The 19,914-nt window shown below is 67.0% G+C and carries 16 protein-coding genes; 7 read left to right on the forward strand and 9 right to left on the reverse strand.

The window, feature by feature from the left end; all coding sequences use genetic code 11:
• Window positions 1-46: 46 nt before the first annotated feature.
• Together FAZ98_RS08320 and FAZ98_RS08325 are read right to left on the reverse strand one after the other, a co-directional pair.
• On the reverse strand, window positions 47-556 hold the full coding sequence (locus FAZ98_RS08320; RefSeq protein WP_158950543.1) for a hypothetical protein: 510 nt from the start codon (window positions 554-556) through the stop codon (window positions 47-49).
• A gap of 2 nt (window positions 557-558) precedes the next feature.
• Window positions 559-1,140: a GNAT family N-acetyltransferase gene (locus FAZ98_RS08325; protein ID WP_233272584.1), complete on the reverse strand. Its 582-nt coding sequence runs from the start codon at window positions 1,138-1,140 to the stop codon at window positions 559-561.
• Window positions 1,141-1,211: 71 nt separating this feature from the next.
• Here FAZ98_RS08325 and FAZ98_RS08330 point away from each other — a divergent pair, with 71 nt between their 5' ends.
• Both FAZ98_RS08330 and FAZ98_RS08335 read left to right on the forward strand, forming a co-directional pair.
• Window positions 1,212-1,793, forward strand: coding sequence for a DJ-1/PfpI family protein (locus FAZ98_RS08330; protein ID WP_158950545.1), 582 nt, complete (start codon window positions 1,212-1,214; stop codon window positions 1,791-1,793).
• A gap of 171 nt (window positions 1,794-1,964) precedes the next feature.
• Window positions 1,965-2,312: a hypothetical protein gene (locus tag FAZ98_RS08335; RefSeq protein WP_158950547.1), complete on the forward strand. Its 348-nt coding sequence runs from the start codon at window positions 1,965-1,967 to the stop codon at window positions 2,310-2,312.
• Between the two features lie 72 nt (window positions 2,313-2,384).
• On the opposite strand, the gene FAZ98_RS08340 is transcribed toward FAZ98_RS08335, so the two are convergent.
• Window positions 2,385-4,142: a sensor histidine kinase gene (locus FAZ98_RS08340; RefSeq protein ID WP_158950549.1), complete on the reverse strand. Its 1,758-nt coding sequence runs from the start codon at window positions 4,140-4,142 to the stop codon at window positions 2,385-2,387.
• A gap of 478 nt (window positions 4,143-4,620) precedes the next feature.
• Between FAZ98_RS08340 and FAZ98_RS08345 the strand changes: the two genes are divergently transcribed.
• On the forward strand, window positions 4,621-5,823 hold the full coding sequence (locus tag FAZ98_RS08345) for an ammonium transporter (protein ID WP_158950551.1): 1,203 nt from the start codon (window positions 4,621-4,623) through the stop codon (window positions 5,821-5,823).
• Window positions 5,824-5,901: 78 nt separating this feature from the next.
• Here FAZ98_RS08345 and FAZ98_RS08350 read toward each other — a convergent pair whose 3' ends face one another.
• Both FAZ98_RS08350 and FAZ98_RS08355 read right to left on the reverse strand, forming a co-directional pair.
• The gene (locus tag FAZ98_RS08350; RefSeq protein ID WP_158950553.1) at window positions 5,902-6,651 is read right to left on the reverse strand and encodes an SDR family oxidoreductase; all 750 of its coding nucleotides are present in this window, start codon (window positions 6,649-6,651) and stop codon (window positions 5,902-5,904) included.
• Window positions 6,652-6,772: 121 nt separating this feature from the next.
• Window positions 6,773-7,690 (reverse strand): LysR family transcriptional regulator, encoded by a 918-nt coding sequence (locus tag FAZ98_RS08355; protein WP_158950555.1) that lies wholly within the window; start codon window positions 7,688-7,690, stop codon window positions 6,773-6,775.
• Between the two features lie 619 nt (window positions 7,691-8,309).
• On the opposite strand from FAZ98_RS08355, the gene FAZ98_RS08360 reads away from it, so the two are divergent.
• The 4 genes from FAZ98_RS08360 to FAZ98_RS08375 all read left to right on the forward strand — a co-directional run bounded on the left by FAZ98_RS08360 (window position 8,310) and on the right by FAZ98_RS08375 (window position 17,507).
• The gene (locus tag FAZ98_RS08360; RefSeq protein ID WP_158950557.1) at window positions 8,310-9,134 is read left to right on the forward strand and encodes an IclR family transcriptional regulator; all 825 of its coding nucleotides are present in this window, start codon (window positions 8,310-8,312) and stop codon (window positions 9,132-9,134) included.
• A gap of 521 nt (window positions 9,135-9,655) precedes the next feature.
• Window positions 9,656-11,053 (forward strand): MdtA/MuxA family multidrug efflux RND transporter periplasmic adaptor subunit, encoded by a 1,398-nt coding sequence (locus FAZ98_RS08365; RefSeq protein ID WP_158950559.1) that lies wholly within the window; start codon window positions 9,656-9,658, stop codon window positions 11,051-11,053.
• 6 nt (window positions 11,054-11,059) lie between these two features.
• The gene (locus FAZ98_RS08370) at window positions 11,060-14,191 is read left to right on the forward strand and encodes an MdtB/MuxB family multidrug efflux RND transporter permease subunit (RefSeq protein WP_158950561.1); all 3,132 of its coding nucleotides are present in this window, start codon (window positions 11,060-11,062) and stop codon (window positions 14,189-14,191) included.
• A 4-nt stretch (window positions 14,192-14,195) separates the two neighbouring features.
• A complete protein-coding gene (locus FAZ98_RS08375) occupies window positions 14,196-17,507 on the forward strand; it encodes an efflux RND transporter permease subunit (RefSeq protein WP_158950563.1) in 3,312 nt (1,103 codons plus the stop codon).
• Window positions 17,508-17,599: 92 nt separating this feature from the next.
• Here FAZ98_RS08375 and FAZ98_RS08380 read toward each other — a convergent pair whose 3' ends face one another.
• From FAZ98_RS08380 to FAZ98_RS08395, 4 genes are all read right to left on the reverse strand, one after another.
• A complete protein-coding gene (locus FAZ98_RS08380) occupies window positions 17,600-17,857 on the reverse strand; it encodes a YkvA family protein (RefSeq protein WP_158950565.1) in 258 nt (85 codons plus the stop codon).
• A gap of 28 nt (window positions 17,858-17,885) precedes the next feature.
• Window positions 17,886-18,428, reverse strand: a complete 543-nt coding sequence (locus tag FAZ98_RS08385) for an outer membrane protein assembly factor BamE (protein ID WP_199272253.1) — start codon at window positions 18,426-18,428, stop codon at window positions 17,886-17,888.
• Between the two features lie 284 nt (window positions 18,429-18,712).
• Window positions 18,713-19,192, reverse strand: coding sequence for a hypothetical protein (locus tag FAZ98_RS08390; protein WP_158950567.1), 480 nt, complete (start codon window positions 19,190-19,192; stop codon window positions 18,713-18,715).
• Between the two features lie 112 nt (window positions 19,193-19,304).
• The gene (locus FAZ98_RS08395; RefSeq protein WP_158950569.1) at window positions 19,305-19,868 is read right to left on the reverse strand and encodes a peroxiredoxin; all 564 of its coding nucleotides are present in this window, start codon (window positions 19,866-19,868) and stop codon (window positions 19,305-19,307) included.
• Window positions 19,869-19,914: the final 46 nt, after the last annotated feature.

Genomic DNA, 19,914 nt, shown 5'->3' on the forward strand with positions numbered 1-19,914 from the left:
ATGGAACGCGTCAACGCCGCCGCGAGGCTGGCCGCGCGCGTCCGCGTTACTGCGACGCATCCGAGGCCTGCGCCGAAGACGCCGCCGCCGCGCTGCTCGCCCAGCGCTGCAACGAATGCCCCGCGATGGTCAGGCCGGTGCCGGTGGCCGCCGCCGCGTGGCCGAGCATGGACTGCGCCGCACCCGCGGCGTCGCGCAATTGCGCGTGCGCCTGCGAGGCCAGTTCCGCGTTGCTCGGCGTCGCGCTCGCGCCGAGGCTGGCGCTCGCCGCCACGCCGTCCGATGCCGCCACCGACGACGATGCCGACTGCGATGCATCGAGCTTCTGCTGCGCCGCATCGACCTGCTGGTTCACGTAGCTCGCCGCCTTGTCGAGCGTTTGCTTCGCCTGCTGCGCGGCTTGTTGCGCCGCGTCCTGCGTGGCCTGCTTCATGGCTTCGGCGGACTGCTTGCTGACGTCCGGCGCGTTCTGCTTGTCGCAGCCCGACACGAGCGCCGCCGCGCACATCACGAGCGGCGCGAGGCCCAGCCATTGCCTGGATTGCTTCGAAAACATGGTTATCCCGAAAGATTCGCCGCCGTGAGCGGCTTGCACAGATGAAAACGCGGCAATGATACGCCGTCGCGTAAAACCGCTTCGGACGCGATCAACGAAAAACCCGCGCGCTCGAACACGGGGCGCGAGATTGCGCTCGCGTCGACGCTGAGCACGCTGGCCCGCGACGCCCGCGCGATGCGTTCGAGTTGAGCAATGAGCGCACCGCCCACGCCGCGCCGCGCCCACGCCGGCGCGACGTACAGCATCTCGACATGATCGACCGGCGCGAGCTGGGCAAACGCAACGGCCGTGCCGCCGTTGCGCGCCACGAGCGTCACGCCGCGCGCGAGCCGCGCGCCGAACGCCGCGAGATCGTCGGCGCTGGATACCCACGCCTCGCGTTGCGCCGCATCGTAATGCGTTGCCGCGAGCGTGCCAATGGAGGCGCGAAACAGCGCCGCGAGTTCGGCGGCGTCCTGTTCCGGCACGTAGCGCCGCACCGCGAGCGAGGCCAGCGCGGCGCACGCGGTGCCGCCAGCGCCGCGCGACGCCCGGTCCGGTTCGCCGTCGGGCGACATGGTAAGTGCAAAATCGTCAAACATGGTGGAGTAGACTCCTTTCGCACGCGATCTGTTCCAAAACTCCGTTCCCGGAGACTCACTGGAGACTCACGATGGCCGTCAAGAAGATCCTGTTCCTCACCGGCGACTTCGCCGAAGACTATGAAACGATGGTGCCGTTCCAGGCGCTGCAGGCCGTTGGCCATCGCGTCGACGCCGTGTGCCCCGGCAAGAAGGCCGGCGAGCGCATCAAGACCGCCATCCACGACTTCGAAGGCGACCAGACCTATACGGAAAAGCCCGGCCACCAGTTCGCGCTCAACGCGAGCTTCGACGAGATCGACGCCGCCAGCTACGACGCGCTCGCCATCGCGGGCGGCCGCGCGCCCGAATATTTGCGCCTGAATCCCAAGGTCATCGCGCTCGTGCGCCACTTCGCCGAAGCGAACAAGCCGATCGCCGCGATCTGCCATGCCGCGCAGTTGCTCGCGGCGGCCGAGGTGATCCGCGGCAAGCGCATTTCCGCGTATCCGGCCTGCGCGCCCGAAGTGCGGCTCGCGGGCGGCGAATATGCCGATATTGCCATCGACAGCGCCGTCACCGACGCGCCTTTCGTGACCGCGCCCGCGTGGCCCGCGCATCCCGAATGGCTGCGGCAATTTCTCGCGCTGCTCGGTACGCGCATCGAGCCGTAAATCGCGCCGTAAATCGCGCCGTGATACCCGCGCCGCACGCGCATCGGCATGCCGCGGGCGCGCCACGCCCGCTGCCGCGCGGCGTGCACCGACCCTTGATTCAGATTGGTCTGATTTCGTTACATCCGACGGCTGGCCAGAATAACCGCCAGTGTTTCGGAGTGTGTACAGATGAATCTGACAGACTGGGTCGTGATCCTCGCGATCGTCCTCGCGGCGATCGCTTTTCTTTGTCCGCGCAACCGCCGCCGGGGAAGTTTCGTCGACCGCGCGCGCCGCGCTCAGGGCCGCCGTCTGCTGATGCAGGCGGCCGTCGCGCTGTGGGGCGCGCTCCTCACACTGGAACGCTGCTTCGTCGCCACTTCGGTGACCGCCGCCGCGGGTCGAGCCTCGCCCAGCTTCTTCCTGCGCCCGCACGTGGCGCTCGGCATGGCGCTCGCGCTCGCTGTGGTCGGCCTCGTCTGGGCGTTCCGGGCGTGTCGCCTGTTCAAGGCGCGGCGCATTTTCAGTACGTGCTGAATCGGCCGCCGGTTCGCAGCCGGGTGCCCGGCCTCGCGGCCTCGCACTGAGGCACCGCGCCGCTCGCACAGGTCATAGTCCAGTGGGCGGCCGCGAAAACGCCGCCGCCACGAGCGCCCCTTCCCCGTGCTCGCCACGCTTCGCCTGCGCGCCGCCCGCGCTGGCCGCGCCGCCGCCCATCGCCGTATCCGCGCGTTCGAGCGCGTCGATCAACTGGTCGGCGTCGCCGGGCGCGGGCGGCGCCGAAGCCAGCGCGTCGGGCAACGACAGGTAGAACGTCGTGCCCTCGCCCTCCGTCGATTCCACCCACACGCGGCCGCCATGCCGCTCCACCACGCGGCGCACCAGCGCGAGGCCGATGCCCTCGCCGGGCGCGACGTTGCCGTGCATGCGCTGAAACGCCTGAAAGAGCCGCGGCAGGCCCACTTCGGGAATGCCGAGACCGTTGTCGCGCACATAGAAAATCTGCAGCGACTCCACGCCCGGCGGCGCGCTCGCCGCGCCGATCTCCACGCGCCCCTCGCGTGCCGGATCGAGATAGTTGAGCGCATTGCCGATCAGGTTTGCGAACACCTGTTCGAGCGCCGTCGGGTCGCCCCACACGTCGGGTAGCGCGCGCACGCTCACCTGCGCGCCGCGCGTGCGGATCGAGCCGTGCATCGAATCCACCACGCGCTGCACCATCTCCTGCACGTTCACGCGCTGGCGCCGGTACTCCACACGCCCCACGCGCGCGAGCCGCAACAGCGCGTCGATGATGTGCGAGGCGCGCAGCACGGCGCTTTGCAGATAACGGAGCGCCTCGCCGATATCCTCGTTGATGACGCGTTCGATGCGCTCACGCGCCTCGGGCGCGAGCGACGAAGCCGCCACGCGCTTGCGCAGGTCGTCGCAGGCGTGATGCAGTTCGCGCGAGAAGCCTTGCAGATTGACGAGCGGCGCGCGCAGATCGTGCGACACGCCGTGAATGAACATCTCGTTTTCCTGGGTTTGCTGGCGCAGGTTTTCGTTGATGCGCGCGAGTTGATCCGCGCGGCGCGCGAGATCGGCCTGAAACCCGATCCGCAAACGCTCCGCCTCGATCAGCCGCTGGCTGATCTGATGCAGCGTGAGGTCGAGTTGCGCGATCTCGTCGCCACCCGCCGAAAGCGGCGCCAGCGGCTCGCCGGCCGCGAGCCGGTTGGCGTTGTCGGAGAGCGCGTTGAGCCGCCAGCGCACGCCGCGCGTGAACACGCCCACCGCGAGCGCGACCAGCACGATCGAGCCGATCACGGCCGTCATCACGAGCGACTGCTGCTGCGCGCGCGCGGCCACCGCCGCCGAGACGCGCGAGACGTCGAGCCGCCGCTCCTCGGTCTGGAACGAGGTGATCTGGCCGCGCACGCGATCGAGCACGTCGGCACCGGTGAGCGCGCGAAACCGTTCGACGAGATCGGCGCGGCGCCCCGAGTGCAGCATGTCCTGCATGCGGTCGGACCATTGCCGGTAGGTCTGCACGGCCTGGCGGATCTGCACCGCGCGCTCCACCTGCGCCGGGTTGTCGGAAACGAGATCGACGAGCTGGTCGATGCGCCGGTCCACGTCCATCCACATCTGCACGGGCGTGACGTAGTGCGCGTCGCCGGCCGCCACCGCGCCGCGCAACTGCACCGACTCCACCAGCACCGGTTCGAGCACGCGCCCCGCCTGCGCGAGCACGGCCTGGCTGTGCTGGCCGGCGCGCTCGAAGGCTTCGGCGTCGGCTTCCGCCTTGACGATGGCCGCGAGCAAGCTCAGCTCGAACAACGCCGGGATCGCGATGAGCAACAGCCCTTTGGTGGTAAGACGCATGAACAGGCGAAATGAGGACGACGCGTGGAACCAGATGGGAAGCGACGATCCGGCCATTATGTCGGCGATTTCGGCCGACGTGGGCGCCGCGTGGCGTGGGAGTTCGCGCGGGGGCACGCCGCGCGGGCGCATCCTGCTCCGATCAGCCGACGCAGCCGACGCAGCCGCAGTCAAGTCGCGCGCGAACATTTCGAAATGCCCACAACACGATGTTTTCGAAAGGCATTTCGAATTTCACGCCCCGCTTTGGCGCGCACTTTCCCCACCTTTGCGCGTAAGCCCTGAAATTGTGCCGACGCGCGGTGCATACGGGTGCGCACCCCTCAGACGTTTCCGAACGATTTCCTGAAACATTTCCGCTTCGGTGCAAGCCGCACCGGCGTGACGCGCAGCCGTCATCGTAAATTCACCAGACTGGCGCAAGCTGGCCCACATCTTGCTCATCATGCGCCCATTTTGGGCAAACGCAGGAAGCCAGATGGACACTCTCAAGACCGGCACCGACACGCTCTTTCTGCTGCTGGGCGCCGCCATGGTGCTCGCGATGCACGCGGGATTCGCGTTTCTCGAACTCGGCACCGTGCGCAAGAAGAACCAGGTGAATGCGCTCGTGAAGATTCTCGTCGACTTTTCGGTGTCGACGATCGCCTATTTCTTCATCGGCTACACGCTCGCCTACGGCGTGCAGTTCTTCTCGCACGCCGACGTGCTCGCCGAGCACAACGGCTATCAGCTCGTGCGCTTCTTCTTCCTGCTGACGTTCGCGGCGGCCATTCCGGCCATCGTCTCGGGCGGTATCGCCGAGCGCTCGAAGTTCAACCCGCAACTGTTCGCGACTTTCGTGATCGTCGGCTTCATCTACCCGTTCTTCGAAGGCATGGTCTGGAATAACCGCCTGCATTTCGAAGATGCGATGACGCACGTGTTCGGCGTGCCGTTCCACGACTTCGCGGGCTCGGTGGTCGTGCACGCGTTCGGCGGCTGGGTCGCGCTGCCGGCCGTGCTGCTGCTCGGCGCGCGTCACGGCCGCTACACGCGCGATGGCCGCATTGCCGCGCACCCGCCTTCGAGCATTCCGTTTCTCGCGCTCGGCGCGTGGGTGCTCGCGGTGGGCTGGTTCGGCTTCAACGTGATGAGCGCGCAGACCATCGACAAGATCAGCGGTCTGGTGGCCGTGAATTCGTTGATGGCGATGGTGGGCGGCACGCTCGCCGCGTGGTTCGCGGGCCGCAACGACCCGGGCTTCACGTACAACGGGCCGCTCGCCGGTCTGGTCGCGGTGTGCGCGGGCTCGGACATCATGCATCCGCTCGGCGCGCTGGTGACGGGCGCCGTCGCGGGCGTGCTGTTCGTCTACATGTTCACCTGCGTGCAAAACCGCTGGCGTATCGACGACGTGCTCGGCGTGTGGCCGCTGCACGGCCTGTGCGGCGCATGGGGCGGCATTGCGGCGGGGATTTTCGGCGCGCGCTGGCTGGGCGGCATCGGCGGCGTCTCGCTGGGCGCGCAGATCGTGGGCACGCTGGCCGGCATCGTGATCGCGTCGGTCGGCGGCTTCGTGGTGTACGGCGCGCTGCGCGTGACCGTGGGCCTGCGTATCGACCAGGAAGACGAATACAACGGCGCCGATCTCTCGATCCACAAGATTTCGGCCACGCCGGAGCGCGAAACCGTCGCCTGACCGGCACGCCCGATGTGCCCGATGTGCCGATAAGCGCGGCGCGAAGGCGGCCATGCCCGCCATCGCGCCGCCTTCACCTCACAGCTGCCCCATCCCGCCGGCGACGATCACTTCCGTGCCGACGATGAACGCCGATTCCTTCGCGCTCAGATGCAGGACCGTCGAGGCGACCTCCTCGGGCGTGGCGAAACGCTTGAGCGGCACCAGTTCGCGGATGGCGGCCGCGGTGGCTTCACGCTGCGCGTCGTTCATGCCGAACTTGTCGTAGAGCGGCGTCGCGACGGGGCCCGGGCTCACCACATTCACGCGGATCGCGCGTGGCAGCAGTTCCGCCGAGAGCGTTTTCGCGAACGAAATCAGCGCCGCCTTGCTCGCCGCATACACCGACGAAGTGGGCATGCCGATATGCGCGTTGATCGAACCGTTCAAGACGATGGCCGCGCCCTCGTTGAGCACCGGCAACAGCGACTGCATCTGGAAGTACGCGCCCTTCACGTTGATGTCGAAGGTCTGGTCCCAGAGCGCCTCGTCGATTTGCTCGAACGGCGCGAGTTTGGCCACACCCGCGTTGATGAACACGGCGTCGAGCTTGACGCCCGCGTCCCGCACGGCGGCGGCGAGCGCCCGCGCGGCATCGACGGAACCGGCGTCGTTGCGCCACGCGAGCGCGCCCTCGCCCAGCGTCTTGCGCGCGGTTTCGAGCGCCGCTTCATCGCGGCCGGTGATGATGACGCGGGCGCCTTCGGCCGCATAGGCTTGCGCGGCCGCGAGGCCGATGCCGCTGCTACCGCCGGTAACGAGGACAGTCTGGTTGGCAAAGCGATTCATGACGTTCTCCTGAGAAGGTTGCCGTTGCGCGTTTGCTCCGGCCGTGACGTCATATTCGGTCGTTTCACCCGCTTTGCCGTACGACGCGCCTGGCGCAAACGTTCGATCTAATCGAACATGTTCAGGCGTCCAGTGCGACGCCCTCCACCAGACGCTGCGCGAGACGCGGTTCGCGCAGCATCTCGATCCACCATTGCAGCGCCCGCCCGACGTGTTCGCCGCGCCACGCCACGTACAGCACGTTGGGTTCACGCGGGCTCGCCGTGGTCATCTCGACCAGTTCGCCGCGTTCGACGAGTCTCGCCACGCGCCGTCGCGGCAGCCAGCCCACGCCGAGCCCGGCGCGCTGCGCCTGGATCTTCGCGCGCATCGACGGCACGGCCAGCACGTCCTGACCGCCCAGCAGCCCGTAGGCGCGGCCCGGCGTGACGCGCGCGGAATCCGCCACGGCCACGCCGCGCTCCGACAGAATGCGCTCGCGCGGCAACGGCTGCGGCTCGCGCGCGAGCGCGTGGCGCGGCGAGACCGCGAAGGTCCACTCCATCACGCCCAGTTCGAACCACTGCAAGCCGTCGATGGCGGGCGGCTCGTTCGTCGCACCGATGATGAGATCGGCGCGGCCGTCGCGCAGCGCTTCCCAGGTGCCGGACAGCACTTCGTGCGTAAAACGCAGTTTCACGCCGGAGGCGAGCGCGTCGAAGTCGCGGATAACCGGCATCAGCAATTCGAATTCGAGAATTTCGTCGGTGACGATCCAGAGGCGGTCTTCCCAGCCGCTCGCGATCTGCCGCACGCGCTGCGTCATGCGCGCGACGTCCTGCATGAGCCGCCCCGCTTCGTGAGCGAGCAGATGGCCGGCGGGCGTGAGTTGCAGCCGGTAGCGGCGGCGGTCGAACAGCAGCGCGTCGAAGCGCGCTTCGAGTTGCCGCGCCGCGTGCGAGACCGTCGAAGGCGCCTTGTTCAGCCGCGCCGCCGCGCGCGACAGACTGCCCGTTTCGCGGATGGCGTCGAGCAACGCGAGTTCTTCCTCGGACAACATGTGCGACCCCTTCGAACGATCGGATTTCGATAGTACGACGGCGCAAACGTTAAAATTGGGGATCGATTAAAAAAATAGTCTATGCTGTCAGAGCGGCCTGTCAGCGGCCGAAAACAGCGATCAGACACGTTTTTTATGGCGCAATGTGCGGCGGCGCGCAGTGCGGCGCACCAAATTGCAGGTAAAAAAAAGCGCCACGTTTAAGGCGTGGCGCTTTGAAAAGTTCTAGCCATTCCGAGGGCCGTGCTAGAACCTGAGAGACGGTATCCCGGTAAAGCGGCAGTCGCGACAGGCTATGCGTAATGCATAGCGAGGGACACATTAAAACCCCGCGAGTGGCGAGGTTTCCGCACCGTCACGCAGGTGCGCGACGACTTACCGAAATTCGATTCCATTTTTTACCTTGACGCTGACGAAGTCAAGCAAAATCTCGCCAAAATGCGCGAACAGTCAATGATTGTGCATGCCTTAGAATCCTCAGCCGAAATAAACCGTACCAAGTGGAAAGTGGTACTGATCGGACGTAAAAAAAACGCGCCTTGCCACGCTTTCATGCACGAAACCGGTGCGAACGTCGCAGGCCTGAATCTGAAATCCAGTTTCGGGAAAATCGTCCCCAATGACCTCTGCACTCGATCCGCGCGGCCGCCACGACGCCACCCGCGATAAAGACGGCGCTGCCGACGAAGTCACGGCGCTGGCGCGCGGGCTTGCCGTGCTGCGCTGCATCGCGGCTGCCGATGCCCCGCTGAGCAATCGCGAACTCACCGAGCTCACCGGCATACCCAAGCCCACGCTCTCGCGCCTCACGGGCACGCTCGTGAGCACCGGCTTTCTCGCGCGCCTGCCCGACAGCGAACGCTTCGTGCTGACGTCTTCCGTGCTCGAACTCTCCAACGGCTTCCTGCGCAACTCCGACATCCGCAGCCGCGCCCGGCCATTTCTCACGCGTCTCGCCGAGCGTACCGCGCTCTCCGTCCACCTGACTGTGCGCGACCGCCTGGATATGGTCGTGATCGACGCGATCCGCCCGCGCACCGCTGTACTCGTCACGCGGCTCGAAGTCGGCTCGCGCATCGACATGGGCCGCACCGCCGTGGGCCGCGCCTATCTCGCCTCGCTCGACCCCGACGCGCGCGCCGAGGTCACGGCCGCGCTGCAAGCCTCGGCGGGCAACGACTGGGGCTTCGTCGGCAGCCGGCTCGACGCCGCCGTGGCCGAAACCGCCGCGCAGGGCTACGGGCTCGCGATCGGCGAATGGTACGAAGGCCTCAACGCCATCGCCACCGCCTTCGCCGGCCCCAACGACGAGCTGTACGCCATCAATTGCGGCGGCGCCTCGCAGCAATGCCCGCGCGAATGGCTCATCGCGCACGTCGCGCCGCTGCTGCGCGAGTGCGTGGCGCGCATCGTCGCCGAAATCGGCGGCTCCGTGCGGCTCTGACCGACACCTCCCCACTCCACGTCTTACAAAGCTCCGACACGTCCTGTAACGCCCGTAACGTCCCGAAAGAATCGGTGCTGGACGGTGACGAAGGGCGCAACGTAGCATCATGCTTTTTGGCGGCGCGGGCCGCCAGGCGCGCTTTTGCGGACCGGTACACCAGTTGGCGGGCACTCTGCGCCCCTTCGGCCCCGCCGGGACCGCGCCGTGCTACCGCTTGATGCCCCGTGCTCCACCGTGGCACTCAGGTCAAGCGCGCCGCCGCATTTGCCGCACGCGCCATCCGAAAATCCCGCGCATTGGTGTATACAACGCAGTTCGCGTTTTATTTCATTGCGTTCGCGCAGTGAGCCCGCCTGTTGCGCCCGCTGGCCGCGCGCCGCTAGCCGCGCGCCGGTCGTCCCGGCCCGCCGCGGCTGACATCAAGCGGGCGCGCGGCACGCGTAGCATCGGCCACGTTGTCCGATATCAATAAAAGTCGCTCACCCGAGACTTTCGAGAACCCGTTACCGACCTGACCGATGGATCAACAAGACAAGCGCCCGGAATCCCCCCGTCGAGACACGCCGTCCTCTTCCGTTCCCCCCGTTGCACCCCGGCGCAGCCGCGGCAAGCTGATCGCGCTCGGCGTCTTGCTGGTGATCGTGCTCATCGTGCTGTGGCGCTGGCAACCGTGGAGCAAGGCGCCCGCGGGCGGCAACGGCGCCCCGGCCGCGAGCGGCGGCCGCCATCGCGGCGGCGACGGTCCCGGCGGCATGGCGAACATGACGCAGCCGGTGAGCGTGGCGGCGGCGAAGTCGGGCGACATGCCCATCGTCATCACGGCGCTCGGCACGGTCACGCCGCTCGCCAACGTCACCGTGCGCACGCAGCTCTCGGGCGTGCTGCAAACCGTCAACTTCACCGAAGGCCAGATGGTCAAGAAGGGCGACGTGCTCGCGCAGGTCGACCCGCGTCCGTATCAGATTTCGCTCGACAATGCGCAAGGCCAGCTCGCGCGCGACCAGGCGCTGCTCGCCACCGCGCGCCTCGACCTGAAGCGCTATCAGACGCTGCTCTCGCAGGACTCGATCGCGAGCCAGCAGGTCGACACGCAAGCCTCGCTCGTCAAACAGTACGAAGGCACCGTCAAGTCGGACCAGGCCAATATCGACACGTACAAGCTCGATCTCACCTACGCGCGCATCACGGCGCCGGTCTCGGGCCGCGTGGGCCTGCGCCAGGTCGATCCGGGCAACTACGTCACCTCGGGCGACACCAACGGCATCGTCGTGCTCACGCAGATCGACCCGATCAGCGTGATTTTCACCACGTCCGAAGACAACCTGCCCGCGATCCTCAAGCAACTGCGCGCGGGCACGAAAATGTCGGTCACCGCCTACGACCGCAGCAACACCACGGTGCTCGAAAGCGGCTTCCTGCAAACCGTCGACAACCAGATCGACACGACCACGGGCACGGTCAAGCTGCGCGCGAGCTTCCAGAATCCGAACCAGCTGCTGTTCCCGAATCAGTTCGTCAACGCGCGCCTGCTCGTCGACACGATCCACAACGCCGTGATCGTGCCCACATCGGCCGTGCTCAACGGTTCGCAAGGTTCGTACGTGTATGTCGTGAAACCCGACAACACGGTCACGGTGCGCGTCGTGAAGGTCGGCCCCGTGGACGCCGAACGCACCAGCATCGCCTCGGGTCTCGCCGTGGGCGAGCGCGTGGTGATCGACGGCTCGGACCGCCTGAAGGAAGGCGCGAAGATCACGATTCCGGCCGAACGCGCCAAGGGCGCGAAGGGTGCGAGCGGCGCGGCGGGTGCAAGCGGCGCGCACGCGGGCTCGGGCGGCTGGGCCGCGGGCGCCTCGGCGGCATCGGGCGCGCACCACGGCCGCCGCCGTCATGCTTCGCAGGCGGAAGGCCAGTAAGCCAGCATGAATCCTTCCCGCGCCTTTATTCTGCGGCCGGTCGGCACGGCGCTGCTCATGGCGGCGATCATGCTGGTCGGCCTCGTCTCGCTGCACTTCCTGCCGCTTTCCGCGCTGCCCGAAGTCGACTACCCGACCATCCAGGTGCAGACCTTCTACCCCGGCGCGAGCCCGGAAGTGATGACCTCGTCGGTCACGGCGCCGCTCGAGCGCCAGTTCGGGCAAATGCCGTCGCTCAACCAGATGTCGTCGCAAAGCTCGGCGGGCGCCTCGGTCATCACGCTGCAGTTCAGCCTCGACCTGCCGCTCGACATCGCCGAACAGGAAGTGCAGGCCGCCATCAACGCGGCGGGCAATCTGCTGCCGTCCGACCTGCCCGCGCCGCCGATCTACGCCAAGGTCAATCCCGCCGACGCGCCGATCCTCACGCTCGCCATCACCTCGAACACGCTGCCGCTCACGCAGATCCAGGATCTCGCCGACACGCGCCTCGCGCAGAAGATCTCGCAGGTCGCGGGCGTGGGTCTCGTGAGCCTTTCGGGCGGCCAGCGCCCGGCCGTGCGCATCCAGGCGAACCCGCGCGCGCTCGCGGCTTACGGCCTGAACCTCGACGACCTGCGCACCAGCATCTCGAACCTCAACGTCAACACGCCGAAGGGCAACTTCGACGGGCCCACACGCGCCTACACGATCAACGCGAACGACCAGCTCACCGACGCCGAAGCCTACAAGAGCGCCGTGATCGCCTATCGCAACGGCCGCCCCGTGATGCTCACCGACGTCGCGAACATCGTGCAGGGCGCCGAGAACACCAAGCTCGGCGCCTGGGTGGACGGCACGCCCGCGATCATCCTGAACGTGCAGCGCCAGCCCGGCGCGAACGTGATCCAGGTGGTCAACAGCATCAAGGCGCTGCTGCCGCAGTTGCAGGAATCGCTGCCCTCCGCGCTCAACGTGCAGATCGTCACCGACCGCACCACCACGATCCGCGCCTCCGTGCGCGACGTGCAGTTCGAACTGCTGATGTCGGTCGTGCTGGTCGTGCTCGTGATGTACCTGTTCCTCGCCAACATCTACGCGACCATCATCCCGAGTCTTTCGGTGCCGCTCTCGCTGATCGGCACGCTCGCGGTCATGTATCTGTGCGGCTTCTCACTCGACAATCTTTCGCTGATGGCACTCACCATCGCGACCGGCTTCGTGGTGGACGACGCCATCGTCATGATCGAGAACATCGCGCGCTTCGTGGAGGACGGCGACACGCCGCTCGAAGCCGCGTTGAAGGGCTCGAAGCAGATCGGCTTCACCATCATCTCGCTCACGGTTTCGCTGATCGCGGTGCTGATCCCGCTGCTGTTCATGGGCGACGTGGTCGGGCGCCTGTTCCACGAGTTCGCGATCACGCTCGCGGTCACCATCGTCATCTCGGCCATTGTGTCGCTCACGCTCGTGCCGATGATGTGCGCGAAAATGCTGCGCCACACGCCGCCCACCGAAAGCCGCCGCTTCGAGGCGCGCGTGCATGCGTTCTTCGACTACGTGATCGGCCGCTACGGCGTGGCGCTCGAATGGGTGCTCGCGCGCCAGCGCCTCACCCTGCTCGTGTTTCTCGTCACGCTCGTGCTGACCGGCATCCTCTACGTGGTCGTGCCGAAGGGCTTCTTCCCCGTGCAGGACACGGGCGTGATCCAGGCGATCACGCAGATGCCGCAGTCGGTGTCGTATCAGTCGATGGCCGAGCGGCAGCAGGCGCTCGTGGCGGAAATCCTCAAGAACGACAACGTGGACAGCCTCACCTCGTTCATCGGCGTGGACGGCAGCAACATCACGCTCAACAGCGGCCGCATGCTGATCAACCTGAAGGCGCGCGACGACCGCAGCGAAACGGCGAGCGAGATCATCCGCGACCTGCAACGCAGCACCGCGCACATTCCGGGCGCGACGCTCTACATGCAGCCGGTGCAGGATCTGACGATCGACTCCACCGTGAGCCCCACGCAGTATCAGTTCATGCTCACCACGCCCAACATCCAGGACTTCACGACCTGGGTGCCGAAGCTCGTGCAGCGCCTCCAGCAACTGCCCGAACTCGCCGACGTGGCCACCGACCTCCAGGATCAGGGCCAGTCGGTGTACGTGGAAATCGATCGCGCGAGCGCCTCGCGCTACGGCATCACGCCCGCGACCGTCGACAATGCGCTTTACGACGCGTTCGGCCAGCGCATCATCTCGACGATCTTCACGCAGTCGAACCAGTACCGCGTGATTCTGGAAGCCGACCCGATCCTGCAGCACTACACCGACGCGCTGAATTCGATCTACCTGCCCTCGTCCACGTCCACCACGGGCCAGGTGCCGCTCTCCTCCATCGCGAAGTTCCACGAACGGCCCGCGCCGCTGCTGGTCACGCACCTCTCGCAGTTCCCGGCCACGACCGTGTCGTTCAACCTCGCGCAGGGCGCCTCGCTGGGCGCGGCCGTGAAGGCGATCCAGCAGGCGGAAAAGGACGTCGGCCTGCCCGGCTCGTTCCAGACGCGCTTCCAGGGCGCGGCGCTCGCGTTCCAGGCGTCGCTCTCGAACGAACTGTTCCTGATCCTCGCGGCCATCGTCACGATGTACATCGTGCTGGGCGTGCTCTACGAGAGCTTCGTGCATCCGATCACGATTCTCTCCACGCTGCCTTCGGCGGGGATCGGCGCGCTGCTCGCGCTCATCCTCACGGGCCACGACCTCGACATCATCGGCATTATCGGCATCGTGCTGCTGATCGGCATCGTGAAGAAGAACGCGATCATGATGATCGACTTCGCGCTGGAGGCGGAACGCCACGAGGGCAAACCGCCGCGCGAGGCGATCTACCAGGCGTGTCTGCTGCGTTTCCGGCCGATCATGATGACGACGATGGCGGCGCTGCTCGGCGCCCTGCCGCTGATCCTCGGCAGCGGCGCGGGCAGCGAGTTGCGCCGGCCGCTCGGCATCGCGATCGCGGGCGGCCTGATCGTGAGCCAGGCGCTCACGCTCTTCACCACGCCCGTGATCTATCTGGCGTTCGACTCGCTCGCGCAGCGCCTGCGCAAGCGCTTCGGTTCGCACGGCACGCCGGGCTCGCCCTCGGCGCCGTCGTCCACGGAGCGCTGACGCGATGAATCTCTCGCGCCCGTTCATCTCGCGCCCCGTCGCGACCACGCTGCTCTCGCTCGGCATCGCGCTCGCCGGCCTCTTCGCGTTCACGAAGCTGCCGGTGGCGCCGCTGCCGCAGGTGGATTTCCCCACCATCTCGGTGCAGGCCAGCTTGCCGGGCGCGAGCCCGGAAACCGTGGCGACCAGCGTGGCGAGCCCGCTGGAGCGCCATCTGGGCTCGATCGCCGACGTCACCGAAATGACCTCGCAAAGCTCGGTGGGCAGCACGCGCATCACCTTGCAGTTCGGCTTGAACCGCGACATCGACGGCGCCGCGCGCGACGTGCAGGCCGCGATCAACGCCGCGCGCGCCGACCTGCCCACGAGCCTGCGTTCGAATCCGACCTACCACAAGGTCAACCCCGCCGACGCGCCCATCCTGATTCTCGCGCTCACCTCGCCCACGCTCACGCCGGGCCAGCTCTACGACTCCGCGGCCACCGTGCTGCAGCAGTCGCTCTCGCAGGTGGACGGCATCGGCGAGGTGGACGTGAACGGTTCCGCCAACCCGGCCGTGCGCGTCGAGCTGGAACCGCATGCGCTCTTTCACTACGGCATCGGTCTCGAAGACGTGCGCGCGGCGCTCGCCTCGGCCAACGCGAACAGCCCCAAGGGCGACATCTCGTTCGGCCCGCAGCGCTACCAGCTCTACACCAACGACCAGGCGAGCAAGGCTTCGCAGTACAAGGATCTCGTGATCGCCTATCGCAACGGCGCGGGCGTGAAGCTTTCCGACGTGGGCGAAGTGGTCGATTCGGTGGAAGACCTGCGCAACATCGGCCTGACCAACGGCAAGCGCTCGGTGCTCGTGATCCTGTACCGCCAGCCGGGCGCGAACATCATCGACACCGTCGATCGCGTGATCGCCATGGTGCCGCAACTGAAGGCTTCGCTGCCCGCCGACGTCGACATCATTCCCACCTCCGACCGCTCCGTCACGATCCGCGCCTCGCTAAAAGACACCGAATACACGCTGATGATCGCCGTGGCGCTCGTCGTGATGGTCGTGTTCCTGTTCCTGCGCAACTGGCGCGCGACGCTCATTCCGACCGTGGCCGTGCCGATCTCGATCATCGGCACGTTCGCGGCCATGTATCTGATGGGCTTCTCGCTCGACAACCTTTCGCTGATGGCGCTCACCATCGCGACCGGCTTCGTGGTGGACGACGCCATCGTCGTGCTCGAAAACATCTCGCGTCATATCGAAAACGGCAAGTCGCGCATGGAAGCCTCGCTGCTCGGCGCGCGCGAAGTGGGCTTCACCGTGCTTTCGATCAGCGTCTCGCTGGTGGCCGTGTTCCTGCCCATCCTGCTGATGGGCGGCATCGTCGGACGGCTGTTCCGCGAGTTCGCGCTCACGCTGTCGCTCGCCATCGCCGTGTCGCTCGTGGTCTCGCTCACGCTCACGCCGATGATGTGCTCGCGCCTGCTCGAAGAAGCGCACCAGAAGAAGCAGGAAGGCCGGTTCGCGCAATGGCTCGAACGCGGCTTCATGCGCATGCAGAACGGCTATGAGCGCACGCTCGGCTGGGCGCTCGCGCGGCCGCTTCTGATCCTGCTGATCCTGTTCGCGACCATCGGCCTGAACGTGCTGCTCTACGTGATCGTGCCCAAGGGCTTTTTCCCGCAGCAGGACACGGGGCGGCTCATCGGCGGCATTCAGGCGGACCAGTCCACCTCGTTCCAGGCGATGAAGGTGAAGTTCTCGGAGATGATGCGCATCGTCCAGGCGAATCCGGCCGTGGAGTCGGTGGCGGGCTTCTCGGGCGGCCGCGCGACCAACTCGGGCTTCATGTTCGTCTCGCTCAAGCCCAAGAGCGAGCGCAAGCTCTCCGCCGACCAGGTGATCGCGCAGTTGCGCGTGCCGCTCTCGAACGTGGCCGGCGCGCGCACCTTCCTGCAAGCGGTGCAGGACATTCGCGTGGGCGGCCGGCAGTCGAACGCGCAGTACCAGTTCACGCTGCTCGCCGACAACACCGCCGACCTCTACAAATGGGCGCCCAAGCTCACCGAGGCGCTGCAGGCACGGCCCGAACTCGCCGACGTGAATTCGGACCAGCAGCAAGGCGGACTCGAGTCGATGATCAACATCGACCGCGCCACGGCCGCGCGCTTCTCGATCACGCCTTCGCAGATCGACAACACGCTCTACGACGCATTCGGCCAGCGCCAGGTCTCGACGATCTACAACCCGCTGAACCAGTATCACGTGGTGATGGAAGTCGCGCCCAAGTACTGGCAGAGCCCCGACATGCTCAACCAGATCTGGATCAGCACCTCGGGCGGCACGGCGAGCGGCGCGCAGAGCACCAACGCCACGGCGGGCACCGTCACGAGCGCGGCCACGAGCACCACGAGCGCCTCCACGGGCGGCACGGCGGCCACCACCACGTCGAGCGCGGCCACGCTGGCCGCCGACTCCGCGCGCAACCTCGCGAACAACTCGATCGCGGCGAGCGGCAAGTCGAGCGCGTCGTCGGGCGCGGCGGTGTCCACCGCGCAGGAAACCATGGTGCCGCTCTCCGCGATCGCCTCGTTCGGCCCCGGCACGACGCCGCTTTCGGTGAACCACCAGAGCCAGTTCGTGGCCTCGACGATCTCGTTCAATCTGCCGCCCGGCAAGTCGCTCTCCGACGCCACGGCCGCCATCTACGAAACGATGGGCGAGATCGGCATGCCGCAAACCATTCACGGCAGCTTCCAGGGCACCGCGCAGGCGTTCCAGCAGTCGCTCGACAATCAGCCGATCCTGATTCTCGCCGCGCTCGCGGCCGTGTACATCGTGCTCGGCATTCTCTACGAGAGCTACATTCACCCGCTCACGATCCTCTCCACCTTGCCCTCGGCGGGCGTGGGCGCCCTGCTCGCGCTGCTGCTCTTCAAGACCGAGTTCAGCATCATCGCGCTGATCGGCGTGATCCTGCTGATCGGCATCGTGAAGAAGAACGCGATCATGATGGTGGACTTCGCGATCCAGGCCTCGCGCGAAGGCATGAGTTCGCGCGACGCGATCCATCAGGCCTGTCTGCTGCGCTTCCGGCCGATCATGATGACGACCTGCGCGGCGCTGCTCGGCGCGCTGCCGCTCGCGTTCGGGCGCGGCGAAGGCGCGGAGCTGCGCGCGCCGCTCGGCATTTCTATCGTGGGCGGCCTGATCGTGAGCCAGATGCTGACGCTCTACACCACGCCGGTCGTGTATCTCTACATGGACCGCCTGCGCGTGTGGTGGGACGCGAAGCGCGGGCGCGCGGCGCCGGCGCCCGCTGCCGAATAGGCGTTTGTCGGCACCAGTAAAAACGGCTGAAGCGCGAACCACGCTTCAGCCGTTTTTTCATGCGCGCTTCAGCCGCGCGGAACACCGAACCATCAGGCGCGCCGCAGCGTGCCTTCGCGCAGATGCGCGGGCAAACAGCGCACCATCAGGTGCATGACGAGCGGCACGATGATGCCGTCGTCGACGATGCCCGCGAGCGGCATGGCGAGATTGAACGGATCGAGCGCGTAGAGCGCGACCAGCGCCGTGGCGGGCACGAGCCACACCGGGCGCTCCGGCGCGCGCAGCGCGCGCCAGAGCACGCGCGCGTCGCCCTTCACGATGTTCCACAACAGTGCGATTCGCTTCATGTCGATGCTCCCTGGGCAAGCCTGCCCGTCAGTGCGCTTCGTGGCCCGGCGCGTCGGAACGCGAGGTACGGACCACGAGCCCGTCCGGCGAAAAATGGGCGTTGAACATGCCGTCGCCGGCCACGCCGCCTTCGGCCCAGTGCCAGCTCCAGACTTCCTCGTGACTCAGCGCGTAGCGCGAGACCGTGGCCGGCTTGCCGAGCAGCCGCCGCACGTCGTCCTGCGCCATGCCCGGCACGACCTGCGCGATGTTCTGCGCCGTGAGCGCCTGAGTCATGGCGACGAGTTTGCCGTTGGCGTCGAAGTCGAGCATCCACGTGGTGAGGCCGTTGGGGCCGCGCGGATATTCGAGACGCTGGGCGCCGTCGTCGTCTTCCCAGACCATCTCGGGCTTGCCCGCCGAGCGGCGCACGTCCTCGACGGTCGATACGCCGACCTTCAGGCCGCCGAACGCCATCGAGTCGGGCTTGATGGCGTTGAGGGCGTCGGCGACCTTCTGCTGGTCGCAGGCGCCGAGCAGCGCGGCGCTCGCGGCGGCGAGCACGAGCGCGAGACAGAGATTGCGTGGCATGAATTCCCGGGTCATAGGCGGATAGATGGATGCACGCATCGCAAAAACAAGCACTTAGCGCGCAAATCGACCCGCGAGTATGCCATTGCCGCAAGACGATCCCGCGGCCATCATCCGGCCCCGATACCGCATTTCGCTCATCGCGCGGACCGGCGCGCGGGCAGGCCGCGTTCAGGCTGCGTTCAGGCCGCCGCTGGCCCGTGTCCAGCCCGCGTTGAGCCCGCGTCAAACCCTCCCGTCACCGCAAGACCGATGCCGCGCCGCCTCGCCCGGCCCTGGGACTGTCACAAACGTTGACCGATCGCGAGCGTGAAGACGCGCGCCCAGCGCTTCGCTTCGCGCTCGTTCGGCATCGGCAATTGCCAGAGCGGATGTTTCGCGTCGGCCACGCGCAGCGCGACGCGCCAGCCTGCACCATCGGCACCACCGTCCGCGCGTTCGGCTTGCGCGCCTTGCAGATCCGCGAAGATATACGCGCCGTGCGCGCCGTCCACGGTGATCTCGGCGAGCCGTTTGCCCGCCGCGAGCCGCGCCTCGCCCCACGCGCCCGTCACGCGGTGGGTCCAGTCGCCCTCGTGAAAATTGGACGCGACCTCGCGGCGGCGGCGCCACCACCACGCGACGAGTGCGACGAACGCCGCCGCCGCGACAACGGCCGCGCCCACGGCCACGCCCATGCCGAGGTGCGCGGCAATGGCGTCGAAGGTCCAGATCGCGCCATAAACGAGCGCGGCGAAGGCGAACAGCAGTACGAATATCGGCATGCGGATGAGCGGTCATGGCGCGCGGCACTCGCGTGGAAGCCGCGGCGGAGAAAAAACGAAGCCCGCGCGCAGCGGGCTTCCGGATCGGGCGATCGCGCGTGGCGCGAGGCGCTTATTGCTGCGGATGTTGCGCGGCCCACTCCTTCACGGCGCGCAGCGTGTTTTCGACGTGCTGGTCCGGCGAGAGGCTCGTGTATTCGTAGAGGATCTTGCCGTCGGGCGCGATCACGTACGACACGCGATTGGCCATGGAGGCGTGCATGGGCATGGCGGCGTCGTAAGACTGGATGATCTTCGAGTCGGCGTCGGCGGCGACCGGGAATTTGCTGCGGCACTCGCTCACCGAGAACTTCGTGAGCGTGTCGATGTTGTCGTGCGACACGCCGATCACGGTGGCGCCGTACTTCTTGTATTCGTCGACGGCGTCGGCGAACTCGTGCGCCTCGATCGTGCAGCCCTTCGTGAACGCGGCCGGATAGAAGTAGACCACCACCGGGCCCTTTTTGAGCTGCGAAGCGAGCGAGTACGTGTAGGTCTTGCCGCCCAGCGAAGCCTGGGTCGTGAAGTCCGGCGCCGGGTCGCCCGGCTTGAGCGTGGCCTGCGCGCTCACGGTGAATGTCGCGAAGGCGACGCCCGCGAGCGCCGCGGCGGCGGCCGCGAAAAACCTCGGTTTCATGTCGGATGTCCTCGGGTTGAATCGCCCGGAAAACGCGCCCGGCTCG

The sequence above is a fragment of the Paraburkholderia acidisoli genome (assembly GCF_009789675.1).
GTDB classification, from domain to species: Bacteria; Pseudomonadota; Gammaproteobacteria; order Burkholderiales; family Burkholderiaceae; genus Paraburkholderia; species Paraburkholderia acidisoli.